Annotated in this window: 11 protein-coding genes; 7 read left to right on the forward strand and 4 right to left on the reverse strand. The window is 67.8% G+C overall.

Annotation, left to right across the window (positions count from 1 at the left end; genetic code table 11):
- Positions 1-20: 20 nt before the first annotated feature.
- Positions 21-995 (reverse strand): Bug family tripartite tricarboxylate transporter substrate binding protein, encoded by a 975-nt coding sequence (locus tag G369_RS0118905; protein ID WP_019655591.1) that lies wholly within the window; start codon positions 993-995, stop codon positions 21-23.
- A 204-nt stretch (positions 996-1,199) separates the two neighbouring features.
- On the opposite strand from G369_RS0118905, the gene leuS reads away from it, so the two are divergent.
- From leuS to G369_RS0118935, 6 genes are all read left to right on the forward strand, one after another.
- Entirely contained in the window at positions 1,200-3,830 is a 2,631-nt protein-coding gene (gene leuS, locus G369_RS0118910; protein WP_019655592.1) for a leucine--tRNA ligase, read from the forward strand.
- Between the two features lie 35 nt (positions 3,831-3,865).
- Positions 3,866-4,384, forward strand: a complete 519-nt coding sequence (locus G369_RS0118915) for an LPS-assembly lipoprotein LptE (RefSeq protein WP_019655593.1) — start codon at positions 3,866-3,868, stop codon at positions 4,382-4,384.
- 22 nt (positions 4,385-4,406) lie between these two features.
- The gene (gene holA, locus G369_RS0118920; protein WP_019655594.1) at positions 4,407-5,480 is read left to right on the forward strand and encodes a DNA polymerase III subunit delta; all 1,074 of its coding nucleotides are present in this window, start codon (positions 4,407-4,409) and stop codon (positions 5,478-5,480) included.
- 88 nt (positions 5,481-5,568) lie between these two features.
- Positions 5,569-6,870: a glutamate-5-semialdehyde dehydrogenase gene (locus G369_RS0118925; protein ID WP_019655595.1), complete on the forward strand. Its 1,302-nt coding sequence runs from the start codon at positions 5,569-5,571 to the stop codon at positions 6,868-6,870.
- Between the two features lie 119 nt (positions 6,871-6,989).
- The gene (gene gshA, locus G369_RS0118930; protein ID WP_019655596.1) at positions 6,990-8,321 is read left to right on the forward strand and encodes a glutamate--cysteine ligase; all 1,332 of its coding nucleotides are present in this window, start codon (positions 6,990-6,992) and stop codon (positions 8,319-8,321) included.
- A 170-nt stretch (positions 8,322-8,491) separates the two neighbouring features.
- Complete coding sequence (locus G369_RS0118935) at positions 8,492-10,360, forward strand: potassium transporter Kup (RefSeq protein ID WP_019655597.1); 1,869 nt, start codon at positions 8,492-8,494, stop codon at positions 10,358-10,360.
- A gap of 13 nt (positions 10,361-10,373) precedes the next feature.
- Here G369_RS0118935 and G369_RS0118940 read toward each other — a convergent pair whose 3' ends face one another.
- Together G369_RS0118940 and G369_RS0118945 are read right to left on the reverse strand one after the other, a co-directional pair.
- The gene (locus tag G369_RS0118940) at positions 10,374-11,297 is read right to left on the reverse strand and encodes a polysaccharide deacetylase family protein (protein WP_019655598.1); all 924 of its coding nucleotides are present in this window, start codon (positions 11,295-11,297) and stop codon (positions 10,374-10,376) included.
- 10 nt (positions 11,298-11,307) lie between these two features.
- Complete coding sequence (locus tag G369_RS0118945) at positions 11,308-11,736, reverse strand: hypothetical protein (RefSeq protein ID WP_019655599.1); 429 nt, start codon at positions 11,734-11,736, stop codon at positions 11,308-11,310.
- A 265-nt stretch (positions 11,737-12,001) separates the two neighbouring features.
- On the opposite strand from G369_RS0118945, the gene gshB reads away from it, so the two are divergent.
- Positions 12,002-12,949: a glutathione synthase gene (gshB, locus tag G369_RS0118950; RefSeq protein ID WP_020723163.1), complete on the forward strand. Its 948-nt coding sequence runs from the start codon at positions 12,002-12,004 to the stop codon at positions 12,947-12,949.
- Positions 12,950-12,982: 33 nt separating this feature from the next.
- On the opposite strand, the gene G369_RS0118955 is transcribed toward gshB, so the two are convergent.
- On the reverse strand, positions 12,983-15,202 hold the full coding sequence (locus G369_RS0118955) for a TonB-dependent receptor (RefSeq protein WP_019655601.1): 2,220 nt from the start codon (positions 15,200-15,202) through the stop codon (positions 12,983-12,985).
- Positions 15,203-15,279 lie beyond the last annotated feature (77 nt).

Consider the following 15,279-nt stretch of genomic DNA (forward strand, 5'->3'; position numbering starts at 1 on the left):
AAGCCTGGGGGAGAGCCAGCCTATTCAACTTTGATGCCGCCCTGCTTGATGACCTTGGCCCAGCGCTGGCTGTCCTCGGTCACGACCTTGCCCAGCGCCGATGCGCCGCCGCAGGTGTTGACCGCGCCCAGCTGGGCGAAGCGCTGCTTCGTCTCGGGCAGGTTGCACACCTCGACCAGCGCAGCGGAAAGCTTCTCGACGCTCGCCGCCGGCATGCGCGCGGGGGCCATCACGCCGACCCAGACCGGCACTTCCATGCCCGGAAGGCCGGTGGCCTCGCCGATGGTCGGGGCCGAGCCCATGCCCGGCAGCGCGGCGCGCGAGAAGGTACCCAGCACGCGGGCCTTGCCACTGGCGACCATGGGCTCGATCGAGGCCACGCTGGTCACGATGGTCGCCACCTGGCCGCCCAGCAGGTCGGTGAGGGCCGGCGCGGCGCCGCGGTAGGGCACGTGCAGCAGGTTCACGCCGCCGGCCTGCGCCAGCAGTGCACCGGTCAGGTGCGAGACGGTGCCGTTGCCGGTGGATGCGTAGGTCACCTGGCCGGGCCTGGCCTTGGCGTCGCGCAGCACGTCGGCCACCGTCTTGTAGGGGCTTTCGGCGCGCACCGAAAGCGTCATGGGGGTGTCGCCCACCAGGGCGACAGGCACCAGCTCGTGGACCGGGTCGTAGGGCAGCTTGGCCTGCAGGTGCGGCGCGATGGTGACCGCGCCGCCGGTGGCCAGCAGCACCGTGGCTCCGTCGGTCGCCTTGGCCACCGCATCGGCGGCCACGATGCCGCCGGCGCCGGCCTTGTTGTCGATGATGACCGGCTGGCCGAGCTTGTCGGTGAGCTTGGCGCCCAGGTAGCGGGCGATGACGTCCTGCGCGCCGCCGGTGGCGAAGGGCACGACGAGGCGCAGGGGCTTGTCGTTCTGCTGGGCCCAAAGGGGTGTGGCGGCGAGGCCGGCGGCGGCCGAGAGGGCCAGGGCGAGGTGTTTCAGGCGCAGTTTCATGGTGTGTTTTCGTCCGCGGCGTGTAACAGGGGGCATGCATTTTTCGCGAAACACCGCGGAACCGGCTTTGCCGTGCCGCAGGTGTTGCCCCCGGAAGGGGATTGGCGAAGCGACGCGAAGTGAGCGCGGCCTGGGGGCGAGTCTAGTCCGGCGCGATAATCCCGCGTTCCCGGCCGCCTTGCGCCGGGCTCTTGCCGAACCGCCATGAATCCCAGCTACAAACCCAGCGACGTCGAGTCCGCTGCCCAGGCGCAATGGAGCGCCGCCGATGCCTACCGCGTCACCGAGGACGCGAGCCGCAAGAAGTACTACGCCTGCTCGATGCTGCCGTACCCCAGCGGCAAGCTGCACATGGGCCACGTGCGCAACTACACGATCAACGACATGCTCACGCGCTACCTGCGCATGAGCGGCTACAACGTGCTGATGCCGATGGGCTGGGACGCCTTCGGCCTGCCGGCCGAGAACGCGGCGCTGAAGAACGGCGTGCCGCCGGCCAAGTGGACCTACGAGAACATCGCCTACATGAAGGGCCAGCTCCAGGCCATGGGCCTGGCCATCGACTGGAGCCGCGAGATCGCCACCTGCGACCCGAGCTACTACAAGTGGAACCAGTGGCTGTTCCTGAAGATGCTCGAGAAGGGCATCGCCTACCGCAAGACCCAGGTCGTCAACTGGGACCCGGTCGACCAGACCGTGCTGGCCAACGAGCAGGTGATCGACGGCAAGGGCTGGCGCACCGGCGCGACGGTCGAGCGCCGCGAGATCCCGGGCTACTACCTGAAGATCAGCGACTACGCCGAGGAACTGCTCGAGCACACCCAGCACAAGCTGCCGGGCTGGCCCGAGCGCGTCAAGCTGATGCAGGAGAACTGGATCGGCAAGAGCGAGGGCGTGCGCTTCGCCTTCACGCACGACATCAAGGGCGCCGACGGCAAGCTCATCCAGGACGGCCGCATGTACGTGTTCACCACGCGTGCCGACACCATCATGGGCGTGACCTTCTGCGCCGTGGCGCCCGAGCATCCGCTGGCAGCGCATGCCGCCACGCTCGACCCCAAGGTCGCGGCCTTCATCGAGGAGTGCAAGAGCGGCGGCACCACCGAGGCCGAGCTCGCCACCCAGGAGAAGAAGGGCGTGCCCACGGGCCTGACGGTGACGCATCCGATCACCGAGGAGCAGGTGCCGGTGTGGGTCGGCAACTACGTGCTGATCAGCTACGGCGACGGCGCCGTGATGGGCGTGCCCGCGCACGACGAGCGCGACTTCGCCTTCGCCAACAAGTACGGCATCGAGATCATCCAGGTGGTGCTGGTCGACGACGAGCCGCACTTCGACTATCACAAGTGGCAGGACTGGTACGCCGACAAGCAGCGCGGCGTGACCATCAACTCCGACAACTTCAGCGGCATGACCTACAAGGAGGCCGTGGCCGCCGTGGCGCACGCGCTGGGCCAGAAGGGCCTGGGCGAGATGCAGACCACCTGGCGCCTGCGCGACTGGGGCGTGAGCCGCCAGCGCTACTGGGGCACGCCGATCCCGATCATCCATTGCGATGAGCACGGCGCGGTGCCGGTGCCCGAGAAGGACCTGCCGGTGGTGCTGCCCACCGACTGCGTGCCCGACGGCTCGGGCAACCCGCTGCACAAGCATGAAGGCTTTCACGCCGGCGTGGTCTGCCCCGTGTGCGGCAAGCCCGCGCGGCGCGAGACCGACACGATGGACACCTTCGTCGACTCGTCGTGGTACTTCATGCGCTACTGCGATCCGAAGAACGACGAGGCGATGGTGGCCGGCGGCGCCGACTACTGGATGCCGATGGACCAGTACATCGGCGGCATCGAGCACGCCATCCTGCACCTGCTGTACGCGCGCTTCTGGACCAAGGTGATGCGCGACCTCGGCCTGGTGAAGGCCGACGAGCCCTTCAGCAAGCTGCTGACGCAGGGCATGGTGCTCAACCACATCTTCTACGCGCGCAACGAGAAGGGCGGCAAGGACTACTTCCCGCCCTCCGAGGTCACGCCGGTGCTCGACGCCCAGGGCCGCATCGTCGGCGGCACCACCGCCGACGGCACGAAGGTCGAATACGGCGGCGTCGGCAAGATGGGCAAGAGCGAGCGCAACGGTGTCGACCCGCAGGACCTGATCGAGAAGTACGGCGCCGACACCGCGCGCCTGTACACCATGTTCACCGCGCCGCCCGAGGCCACGCTCGAGTGGAACGACGCGGCCGTCGAGGGCAGCTTCCGCTTCCTGCGCCGCGTGTGGAACTTCGGCGTCTCGCAGGCCGACGTGGCTCCGGTGGCCGTGGCCGGCCAGGCCTTCGGCAAGAACGCCCAGGCGCTGCGCCGCGAGGTGCACACCGTGCTGCGCCAGGTCGACTACGACTACCAGCGCATGCAATACAACACGGTGGTGTCGGGCGCGATGAAGCTGCTCAACGCGCTGGAAGGCTTCAAGCCCGACGGCAGTGCGGGCGACGCCGCGGCGGTGCGCGAGGGCTTCGGCATCCTGCTGCGCTGCCTGTACCCGGCCACGCCGCACATCGCCCAGCAGCTGTGGAACGAACTCGGCTACGACAAGGACCTGGGCGGCCTGCTCGACGCGCCCTGGCCCGTGGTCGACGTGGACGCGCTGGTGCAGGACGAGATCGAACTCATGCTGCAGGTCAACGGCAAGCTGCGCGGCAAGCTCAGCGTGCCGGCCGGCGCCTCGAAGGACGAGATCGAGAAGCTCGCGCTGGCCTGCGACGACTTCGTCGCGTTCGCCGAAGGCGCGCCGGCCAAGCGGGTGATCGTGGTTCCGGGCCGCCTGGTCAACGTGGTCATCTGAATCGCCGGACGAACGGCTCAATCAACCAAGCAAGCATGAACACTCGCAATGTCTCGCTGCCGCGCCGCGGCCTCCTCCTCGGGCTGGCGGCCGGTGCCTCGATGGGCCTGGCCGGCTGCGGCTTCAAGCTGCGCGAGGCGCCCGTCTTCGCGTTCAAGTCGCTGTCGGTGTCGGGCAACTCGGCCATGATCAACCAGATCCGGCGCGAGCTGAGGGCCACGGGCACGGTGACCGTGCTGCCGCCCGAGGATGCGTCCAAGGCGGACGTCATCCTGGAGGTCCTGGGCGAGGACCGCAACCGCATCGTGATCTCGACCAATTCGGCCGGCCTCGTGCGCGAGCTGCAGCTGCAGCTGAGGGTGCGCTTCCGTCTGCGCACGCCGGCCGGCAAGGACCTGTTGACCGCCGGAGACGTCTCGCAGACGCGCGACCTGAGCTTCAACGAGACCAACGCGCTGGCCAAGGAAGGCGAGGCCGACCTGCTGTTCCGCGACATGCAGTCGGACATCGCGCAGCAGCTGATGCGCCGGCTGGCGGCGGTCAAGGAAATCTGAGGCAGTCGCCTTCGCTTCTTCCATGCAACTCGCCAGCGCACAGCTCGCGGCCCATCTGCAGAAGGGCCTGAAGCCGCTCTACACGATCCACGGCGACGAGCCGCTGCTCGCGCAGGAGGCGGCCGACGCCATCCGCGCCGCGGCGCGCGCGCAGGGCTACACCGAGCGCAGCTCGTACACCGTGGCCGGCGCGCACTTCGACTGGAGCGCGGTGCTCGCGGCCGGGGGCTCGCTCTCGCTGTTCGCCGACAAGCAGATGGTCGAGATCCGCATTCCCTCGGGCAAGCCCGGCAAGGACGGAAGCGCGGCCCTGCAGCAGCTGGCCGAATCGGCGGCCGGCAACGACAGCACGCTCACGCTGGTGATGCTGCCCAGGCTGGACAAGGCCACGCGTACCGGCGCCTGGTTCTCGGCGCTGGAGAACAACGGCGCGAGCATCCAGGTCGATCCCATCGAGCGCAACGCGCTGCCGCAGTGGATAGCGCAGCGCCTGGGCCAGCAGGGACAGCGCGTGATGCCCGGCGACGAAGGCCAGCGCACGCTGCAGTTCTTCGCCGACCGCGTGGAGGGCAATCTGCTCGCGGCACACCAGGAGATCCAGAAGCTCGCACTGCTGCATCCGGCCGGCGAGCTCAGCTGGGAGCAGGTGGAAGGCGCAGTCAACAACGTGGCGCGCTACGACGTGTTCAAGCTCTCCGAGGCGGTGCTGGCCGGCAATCCGCAGCGCGTGGCGCGCATGCTCGACGGGCTGCAGGCCGAGGGCGAGGCCGAAGTGCTGGTGCACTACGCCATCGCGGAAGACATCCGCGCCCTCAAGCGCGTGAAGGACGCCATGGCAGCCGGCCGTCCGCTGCCGATGGCGCTGCGCGAGAACCGCATCTGGGGTCCGCGCGAGCGCGCCTTCGAGCGGGTGCTGCCGCGCCTCGACGACCGCATGCTCGCGCGCCTGCTGCGCGCCGCGCACGTGGTGGACGGCATCGTGAAGGGGCTGAAGCAGCCCGACTGGCCCGCCAGCGGCTGGCAGGCCCTGCAGCGGCTGGCGCTGATGCTGTGCCGCGCCTGCGGCAGCGCGGGCGGCACGCCGCGGCGCGCCTGAAGGCTTTCCGGTCGAAGCGGGCTGGCGGCTTCAGCCGCCAAAAGGCCTGCGCCAGCCGGGCGGCGGGTCGGCGTGGGAAAATAGCCCGATGAACGCGTTCAACGTAAGCGAACACATGCAGACCCTGGGTCTGCAAGCCAAGACCGCCGCATTCCTCATGGCCCGTGCCGATGCGGCCAGCAAGAACAAGGCGCTGAAGGCGCTGGCCCGCCGCCTGCGCGAAGCCGGCCCGGCGCTCGCCGAGGCCAACCAGAAGGACCTGGAGCGCGCCACCGCCGCCGGCCTGCCGGCGCCCATGGTCGACCGCCTGAAGCTCACCCCCAAGGTCATCGAGACCGTCGCCCAGGGCTGCGAACAGCTCGCCGGCATGGCCGACGTGATCGGCGAGATCATCGGCATGAAGCAGCAGCCCAGCGGCATCCGCGTGGGGCAGATGCGCGTGCCGATCGGCGTCTTCGGCATGATCTACGAGAGCCGGCCCAACGTGACCATCGAGGCCGCGAGCCTGGCGATCAAGAGCGGCAACGCCGCCATCCTGCGCGGCGGCTCGGAAGCCATCGAGTCGAACAAGGCGCTGGCGCTGCTGGTGTCCGAGGCGCTCGGCGAGGCCGGCCTGCCGGTCGATGCGGTGCAGCTCGTGCAGACCACCGACCGCGAGGCCGTCGGCCAGCTGATCGCCATGCCGGAATTCGTCGACGTGATCATTCCGCGCGGCGGCAAGGGCCTGATCGAGCGCATCAGCCGCGACGCCAAGGTGCCGGTCATCAAGCACCTGGACGGCAACTGCCACGTCTACGTGGACGACACGGCCGAATTCGAGATGGCGCTGCGCATCGTCGACAACGCCAAGACCCAGAAATACAGCCCCTGCAACGCCGCCGAAGGCCTGCTGGTGTCGGCCGCGGTGGCCGAAGACTTCCTGCCCGAGATCGCCGCCATCTTCGCGGCCAAGGGCGTGGAAATGCGCTGCGACCCGGCGGCCGCGGCCATCCTGCGCGAGAGCGAGGCGCTGGGCGCGGCCAACCCGCCGGCGAAGATCGTCGATGCGGTGGAGTCCGACTGGTACGAGGAATACCTCGCCGCGGTCATCAGCATCAAGGTGGTGGCGGGCGTGGACGAGGCCATCGCCCACATCAACCGCTACTCGAGCCACCACACCGACGCCATCGTCACGCGCGACCACGTGAATGCCCAGCGCTTCCTGCGCGAGGTCGATTCGGCCAGCGTGATGGTCAATGCGAGCACACGCTTCGCGGACGGCTTCGAGTTCGGGCTGGGTGCTGAAATCGGCATCAGCACCGACAAGTTCCATGCGCGCGGCCCGGTGGGCATCGAAGGACTGACCTCGCTCAAGTACGTGGTGCTGGGGCAGGGCGAAGTCCGGACCTGATGGTTCTCATGGGAGCGGTCGATCCGATGCGCCCGCGCGCGGTCTTGTCATTGGGGCGACCAGCCCCAAATCCTACAATTCCACTCCACCTTTAAGCACAAAACCAACAAGGCCGCTGCATGGTTCCGCATCTAGTCACCGCCCTGACCGGCCCGATCAACGAACTGGAGCAGCGGGTGCTCGACTCGATGCCCGCCATCGAGCGCTGGTTCCGGCTCGAGTGGATGGAGCACACGCCGCCGTTCTACAGCGCCGTCGACATCCGCAACGCGGGCTTCAAGCTGGCTCCGGTCGACACCAATCTCTTTCCGGGTGGCTGGAACAACCTCACCAAGGAAATGCTGCCGCTGGCGGTGCAGGCCGCCCAGGCGGCCATCGAGAAGATCTGTCCGGAGGCGCGCAACCTGCTCGTCATTCCGGAAAACCACTCCAAAAATACCTTTTACCTCGCCAACGTCGCGCAACTCGTGCGCATCTTCCACATGGCGGGGCTCAATGTGCGGATCGGGTCGATCGATCCGGCCATCAAGTCGCCCAAGAAGATCGAGCTGCCCAACGGCGAGACGGTGACGCTGGAGCCGGTGGTGCGCACCAAGCGCCGCCTGGGGCTCAAGAACTTCGATCCCTGCACGATTCTGCTCAACAACGAGCTTTCCGCAGGAACTCCCGGCATCCTCGAGGACTTGCACGAGCAGTACCTGCTGCCGCCGCTGCACGCAGGATGGTCGGTGCGTCGCAAGAGCAACCACCTGCACAGCTACGAGGAGCTGTCCAAGCGCTTCGGCAAGCTGCTGGGCATCGATCCGTGGCTCATCAACCCGATCTACGCGCGCGCCGAGGGTGTCGACGTGGCGGGTGGCCGCGGCATCGACGTGCTCACCAGCCACGTGGATGCGGTGCTGACCAAGGTGCGCCGCAAGTACAAGGAATACGGCATCAACGAGAAGCCCTTCGTGGTCGTCAAGGGCGGCCACAGCGGAAGCGGCAGCCCCGGCGTGGTGACGGTGCGCGACGCCAAGGACGTGGAGGCGCTGATTGGCAAGCCGCGCGGCAGCGCCGGCGCCAGCGTTCCTGCGGCATCCGCGCGGAACGCCGCCGGCCGCGACCTGCGGGAGCCGACGGAACTGATCGTGCAGGAAGGCGTGCTCACCAACGAGCGCGTGCACAACGGCGTGGCCGAACCGGTGGTCTACATGATGGACCGTTACGTGGTCGGCGGCTTCTACCGGGTGCATGCCGAGCGCGCCGCCGACGAGAACCTGAAGCTGCCGGGCGCCAGTTTCGTGCCGCTGGCTTTCTCTGAAAGTGCGCACTTGCCTCAGCCGGGCGCCAAGCCTGGTGCCAGCGCCCCGAACCGCTTCTACATGTACGGGGTGGTCGGCCGGCTCGCGATGGTGGCCGCCAGCTACGAGATGGAAGCGACCGATCCGGACGCCGAAATCTACGAATGATTCCCGGGGCCCGCTTGCGGCGATGGCCGCCGGCGGCAAAATAGCGGCCCCACAGCAACGGAAACAAAAGGGCGGGAGGGTCTTGCAGGTGGACTAAAGTTCACATCTGTCACACCCCCCGGCGTGCCTGACACGCCGAATCGCAGCCTGTCCCTTTTCCCATCGACTTCGTGTCAGCCCCCAAAAATCTCTCAGCCGGCCTGATCGTCGGCGCCATCGGCGTCGTCTATGGCGACATCGGCACCAGCGTGCTGTACGCCGTCAAGGAAGTGTTCGGGCACGGCCACGTGCCTTTCACCGTCGAGAACGTCTACGGCATCCTGTCGATGTTCTTCTGGACGCTCACCGTCATCGTCTCCATCAAGTACGTCGTGCTCGTGCTGCGGGCCGACAACGAAGGCGAGGGCGGCCTGGTCGCCATGCTGGCGCTGGCCTCGCGCGCGGTGCACGACAAGCCCAGGCTGCGCCACCTGCTGCTGGTGGTCGGCATCTTCGGCACCTCGCTCTTCTATGGCGACGGGGTCATCACCCCGGCCATCTCGGTGCTCTCGGCGGTCGAGGGCCTGGAGGTGGTGTCGCCGCACTTCACGCACTACGTCATTCCGCTCACGCTGGTCGTGCTGTTCTGCCTCTTCGTGGTGCAGAAGCGCGGCACCGCGGGCATCGGCAAGTTCTTCGGGCCGATCACGCTGACCTGGTTCCTCGCGATCGCGGTGCTCGGCGTGTCGCAGATCCTGCACCACCCCGAGATCCTGAAGGCGCTGAACCCGTTCTACGCGCTGAAGTTCATGTGGGACAACCCCGGCACCAGCTTCATCCTGCTGGGCGCGACCGTGCTGTGTGTGACCGGTGCCGAGGCGCTCTACGCCGACCTCGGCCACTTCGGCAAGAGCCCGATCCGCATCGCGTGGTTCTCGGTGGTGATGCCGGCGCTCACGCTCAACTACTTCGGCCAGGGCGCGCTGCTGCTGGAGAACCCAGAGGCGGTGAAGAACCCCTTCTTCATGATGGCGCCGGAGTGGGCGCTGATTCCGCTGGTGCTGCTGGCCACCGCCGCCACCGTGATCGCGTCGCAGGCCCTCATCACCGGCGCCTTCAGCGTCACGCGACAGGTGATCCAGCTGGGCTACCTGCCGCGCTTGAACATCGAGCACACCAGCGTGCGCACGGCCGGCCAGATCTACATCCCGCTGGTCAACTGGGGCCTGTTCGTGGCGATCGTGCTGGCGGTGGTCATGTTCCGCTCGTCGAGCAGCCTGGCCGCGGCCTACGGCATCGCGGTGACCACCGACATGCTGATCACCACGGTGCTGACCTTCTTCGTGATCCGCTACGCGTGGAAGCTGCCGCTGGCGCTGTGCATCGCCTCCACCGCGGTCTTCTTCGTGGTCGACTTCCTGTTCTTCGCGTCGAACCTGCTCAAGCTGTTCGAGGGCGGCTGGTTCCCGCTGCTGATCGGCGGCTTCGTCTTCACGTTGATGATCACCTGGAAGGAAGGCCGCCGCCTGATGGGCGAGGCGCAGCACGCCGACGCCATCGACCTGAAGTCCTTCCTCGACTCGGTGTTCGTGAGCCCGCCCGTGCGCGTCGACGGCACGGCGGTGTTCCTCACGGCGGAGCCGGGCGTGGTGCCCAACGCGCTGCTGCACAACCTCAAGCACAACAAGGTGCTGCACGAGCAGAACATGTTCGTAACCGTGCGCAACCACGAGGTGCCTTGGATCCCGATGGACAAGCGCATCGAGATCGAGCCGCTGGGCCACCACTGCTGGCAGATCACCGTCCACTACGGCTTCAAGAACGACATCGACCTGCCGCGCGCCCTCGAGAACGCGCGCATGCGCGGCTGCCAGCTGGAGCAGATGACGACGAGCTACTTCCTGTCGCGCGACGTCGTCATTCCCACGCTGGGCAGCGGCATGGCGCCGTGGCGCGAGAAGCTGTTCGCGCAGATGCACCACAACGCGAGCGGCGCGGCGGCCTTCCTGGGGCTGCCGAACAACGCGGTGGTGGAGCTGGGGTCGAAGATCGAGATCTGAGCCCGGGCGCGGCTCAGTCGAACTCCCCCGGCCGCTCCTTCTCGAGCTCCGCCACGTGCGATGCGATCGCACCCGGCGTGGTGAACCAGATCTCGCCCCGGTCGCGCGCCTGCGCCAGCCGTGCGAGCGCCGTGCGCAGGTGCCGCAGCCGATAGGGCTGCCCCACGATGTACGGATGCAGCGCCACGCCCATCACCAGCGGCTGCGCGCGCGACTGCTCGAGCATTTCCTCGAAGTTGTCGATCACTATCGCGCTGAAATCCTTCGCGTCCATCAGGCGGCCGACGATCATCGGGATGTCGTTGAGCTCCTGCGGGTACGGCACCGACCACAGCGATCCGCCGCCGCGCGTGCGCATGCGCAGCGGCTGGTCGTCGTGGCACCAGTTGAGCGTGTAGCCGTAGCCGGTCTCCGCCAGCAGGTCGGGCGTGACGGCGCTCTCGGAGATCCACGGCGAGAGCCAGCCCGCGGGCGCCTGCCCGCTCTCGCGCAGCATCCGCTCTCGGCAGCGAATCAGCAGCGCCCGCTCGTGCTCCTCGTCCAGCACGCCCTGGCGTTCGGCGTTGCTGTGGCCATGGCCGATCAGCTCGTCGCCGCGCGCCACGAGTGCCTGGACCAGCTCCGGGCAGTGGTCGTACAGCGCGGTGTTGACGAGCGCCCCGGTCGGCAGCGCGAGCGAATCGAACAGTTCGAGACAGCGCCACGCGCCGACGCGGTTGCCGTACTCGCGCCAGCCGTGTATGAGCACGTCGGGCTGCGGCGAGGCCGGGCCGATGCATGCGCCCAGCCCGTCGCCGAAGGCGAAATGCTCGACGTTGAAGCCGATGTACACCGCCAGCCGCGCGCCGTTCGGCCACGCGTAGTCGGGCCGCCGGGTGATGGGCCGGTAGTCGAAGCGGTCGTGCGTGGGGAGCCGGTCGGGCCAGCGCGTGCTCATGCGGGCGGCCTCACAGCACGGCGAGGCCGGCGCGCACCAGCAGCCATTCGGCACTGTCGTTCCAGACATCCATCTGCACGATCAGGCCGTGGCGCACCACGTAGCGGTCGACGTATCGGTTGCCCTCGAAGGCCGTGCCGTCCGGCCACGCGCCGTAGAGCGTGCCGAGGCTGTAGACCACCGTTTCCTCCGGCGTGCCGCCGGCCACCGTTTCGGTGCGCTCGATCTTCTTCTTGACCCAGGCGTAGCGCTTGGCGTTGAAGGCCGAGGTGTCGGCGGGCGCGTGCATCGGGCGGTTGCCGGTGAAGCGGATGCGGATGTCGGGCGCGGTGAAGCGCGAGGCCGACTGCGGGTCCGGGATCATCACCAGGCGCAGGAATTCGTCGACCACGGCGGCGGGATCGAGGGCAGGGCTGCCCTGCGAAATGGATGTGTCCACGAGGTTCTCCGGAAGTTTTCGGAGGTGGAGACACGCAATTCCCGTGCCGGATGGTTGACTTTATCGGGTTCAGATTGTTGACCATCCTGCGCTTTTCGGCTCCCGGCACAATCGCCCCGACGCGCGTTGCCCAGCCAGGCCGGCCGCGGCGGGCCGAAGAGAAAAAAGCCCCCGCCGGCAAGGACATCGCCGCTTCCGGCAACATCGCGCCCCGATACCCATGCCAATGGCCGCCGCGCCCCGGCAACGCAAGAAAGAACGCCTGATGAAAAACATCCTCTTCGTCGCCGATCCGCTCGATCACTTCAAGATCTACAAGGACACGACTTTCTCGATGATGCGCGAGGCGCAGCGCCGCGGCTACCGTATCGCGGCCTGCCTGCCGCAGGACATCCAGTGGAAGTCGGGCGGCGTGGTCACGGCCACGGTGCAGCAGATCACGCTTACCGGCGACGCGAAGGACTGGTACCGCGTCGACATCGCCGAGGCCAAGGCGCTGAAGGATTTCGACGCCGTGCTCATGCGCAAGGACCCGCCCTTCGACGCCGAGTACATCTACGCCACCCACCTGCTGGAGCAGGCCGAGCGCGAGGGCGCGCACGTGGTGAACAAGCCGCGCGCGCTGCGCGACCACCCCGAGAAGCTCGCGATCATGGAGTTTCCGCAGTTCGTCACGCCCACGCTGGTGACGCGCAGCGCGCAGGCCGTGCGCGACTTCCACGCCGAGCACGGCGACATCATCCTCAAGCCGCTCGACGGCATGGGCGGCATGGGCATCTTCCGCGTGAAGCAGGACGCGCTGAATCTCGGCTCCATCGTCGAGACGCTCAACAAGGACGGCGCCGAGACCATCATGGTGCAGCGCTTCGTGCCGGAGATCGCTCAGGGCGACAAGCGCATCCTCATCATCGCCGGCGAGCCCGCACCCTTCGTGCTGGCCCGCATTCCGCAGGGCACCGAGGTGCGCGGCAACCTGGCAGCCGGCGGCAAGGGCGTGGCCCAGCCGCTCACGCCGCGCAACCGCGAGATCGCCGAGACCGTGGGCCGCGCACTGGCGCCGCGCGGGCTGCTGCTGATCGGGCTCGACGTGATCGGCGACTCGGTCACCGAGATCAACGTGACCAGCCCGACCTGCTTCCAGGAAATCACCGAACAGACCGGCTTCGACGTGCCGGCGATGTTCATCGATGCGCTCGAAGCGACCCTGCGCTAGCAGGGCCGCTGCCGGGCGCGCTGCGGCGATCGATCAGAAGTCGATCGTGCCGCTCACCGCGAAGGTGCGCGGCGCACCCAGCACCAGGTAGTTGCTGCCCTGCGTGCCGCCCACCGAGGCCCAGTACGACTTGTTGAACAGGTTGTCGATGCGCGCGCGCAGCGTGAGCAGGCGGCCGTTGCCGAGGTCGACCAGGTAGCGCGCACCCACGTCGAAGCGCGTCCATGACGGCACCGACTGCGTGTTGGCGGCGTTGGCGTACTGCTTCGAGGTATAGAGCACGCGGGCGTTGAGCGACAGGTTGCGCACGCCGGGCACGTCCCATTCGGCGCCGAAGTTGGCTTGCTGCCTGGCCACGCCGATGGCGTTCAGCCCATCGGTGGCGCCGCCTTGCGTGCTCTTCTGCTTGGCGTCCAGCAGCGTCAGGCCGCCGAGCAGGCGCAGGCCCTTGGCGGGCTGGCCGAACACCGACAGCTCCAGGCCCTGGTTGCGCTGCTTGCCGTAGAGGCCGTAGGTCTGGCCCGAGTAGTAGTACGTCGGCTGGTCGGTGGTGAAGAATGCCGCGCTCGCGCCGAGCGTGCCGCCGTCGTACTTGACGCCGATTTCCTTCTGCTTGGCCTGGTACGGCGCGAAGATCTCGCCCGCATTGGTGACGGGCAGGCCGTTGACCGTGCCCGGTGCCACGTTGCCCTTGACGAGGCCTTCGATGTAGTTGGCGTAGGCCGAGACGGTCGGCGTGATCTTGAACACGACGCCGGCCACCGGCGTGGTCTTGCTCTTGTCGTAGGTGCTCGACTGCTTGAGCGTGGTGTAGGCGTAGCTGGTCTGCTCGATGGTCTGGCGGCGCGCGCCGAGGGTGACGAGCAGGCGGTCTTCCATGAACGACATCGTGTCGGCGACGGCCACGCTCGAGGTGTCGATCCGGTCGGTCAGGCGCGGGTCTTCCAGCGTGTTGCCGGTGAAGGAGTTGGCGACGGGGTAGGGCGACGCGTAGGGCGCGTAGATGTTGTTGCGGATGGTGCCGCGCGAGATCGTGTAGGCGTTGTCGCGGTCGTTGCTGTACTTGGCCGCCGAGACCACCACCGTGTGCTTCACCGGGCCGGTGGCGAAGTTGCCGCGCACGCCGATCTCGGCCGTTCCGATGCGGTCCTTGCGGGTGTTGCTGAAGCGCGTGTTGCTGGTGTTGCCGAAGGCGTCGGCGAGCGTCGGGTTCGACAGCACGTTGTCCTCGTCGCTGCGGCGCACGCCGCCGGCGGCCCAGGCCGTGATGTTGTCGGTGATGTCGACTTCGCCGCGGAAGGTGGCGAACTTGTCCTTCTCCTTCGAATAGGTCCAGGGCTGGGCGAAGTTGGTTCGGGCGTCAGGTGCGCGCGGGATCGGCAGCGTCGACGAAGGCGTCAGGCTCGGGCGGCCGTCCTTCAGGTCGTAGTCCTGGTAGCCGAAGTCGGCCGACAGGCGCACGTTGCGGTTGTGCCAGTCGAGGCCGACGTTGAAGGCGCTGAGCTGCTGGCTCTCGTTCTTCACGCCGGTGCCGCCTTCGCGGCGCACTGCATTCACGCGCACGCCGAGGCTGTCGTCGGGGCCGAAGCGGCGCGCCAGGTCGAGGTTGACGTAGCCCTGTCCGCCGGTCTGCACGCCGAAGCCGACGCGGGTGAGCGGCTCGTTGGGCGCGCGCTTGGGCAGCAGATTGATCGCGCCGCCGATGCCGCTGCCACCGGGGGCCGCGCCATTCAGGAAGGTGTTGGCGCCGCGGAACACTTCCACGCGCTCGAAGAATTCCGAGGCGATGTACTGGCGCGGCAGCATGCCGTAGAGGCCGTTGTAGGCGACGTCGTCGGAGTACACCGGGAAGCCGCGCACCACGTACAGCTCCTGGAAGTTGCCGAAGCCGCGGGCCTGGCGCACCGAGGGGTCGTTGAGCAGCACGTCGGCCACGCTCTTGGCCTGCTGGTCCTGGATCAGCTCGTTGGTGTAGTTGGTGCTGGAAAAGGGCGTGCTCATCATGTCCTGGTTGCCCAGGATGCCGACCCGCCCGCCGCGCGACACCTGCCCGCCGGCATAGGGCTTGGTCAGGCCTTCGGCCGAGGCGTCGGCGCTGGCTTCGACGGTCACGGTGGACAGCGTGCCGCCGCTCGAGACCACCGGCCCTGCAGGCTCTGTGGCGGTGGTCTGCTGGGCCAGGGCCGCCGCGGCATTCAGCGCGAGCAGCGTTGCGACCACGGTCGGCCGGAGATGGAAGAAGGAAGCGGGCATGAACGGTTCAATTTGCAAATGAGAACCGTTATTGTTTACTTTTCTGAACCTGCCCGTCGATACTTTCTTGCAATGTC

Source organism: Variovorax atrisoli 110B (assembly GCF_000382045.1).
Lineage (GTDB): Bacteria > Pseudomonadota > Gammaproteobacteria > Burkholderiales > Burkholderiaceae_C > Variovorax > Variovorax atrisoli.

Coding starts and splice junctions, on each gene's coding strand:
- gshB (WP_020723163.1), top strand. CDS start 12,002: ATGAAAAACATCCTCTTCGTCGCCGATCCGCTCGATCACTTCAAGATC.
- gshA (WP_019655596.1), top strand. CDS start 6,990: ATGGTTCCGCATCTAGTCACCGCCCTGACCGGCCCGATCAACGAACTG.
- leuS (WP_019655592.1), top strand. CDS start 1,200: ATGAATCCCAGCTACAAACCCAGCGACGTCGAGTCCGCTGCCCAGGCG.
- G369_RS0118915 (WP_019655593.1), top strand. CDS start 3,866: ATGAACACTCGCAATGTCTCGCTGCCGCGCCGCGGCCTCCTCCTCGGG.
- G369_RS0118955 (WP_019655601.1), bottom strand. CDS start 15,202: ATGCCCGCTTCCTTCTTCCATCTCCGGCCGACCGTGGTCGCAACGCTG.
- G369_RS0118925 (WP_019655595.1), top strand. CDS start 5,569: ATGAACGCGTTCAACGTAAGCGAACACATGCAGACCCTGGGTCTGCAA.
- G369_RS0118940 (WP_019655598.1), bottom strand. CDS start 11,297: ATGAGCACGCGCTGGCCCGACCGGCTCCCCACGCACGACCGCTTCGAC.
- holA (WP_019655594.1), top strand. CDS start 4,407: ATGCAACTCGCCAGCGCACAGCTCGCGGCCCATCTGCAGAAGGGCCTG.
- G369_RS0118905 (WP_019655591.1), bottom strand. CDS start 995: ATGAAACTGCGCCTGAAACACCTCGCCCTGGCCCTCTCGGCCGCCGCC.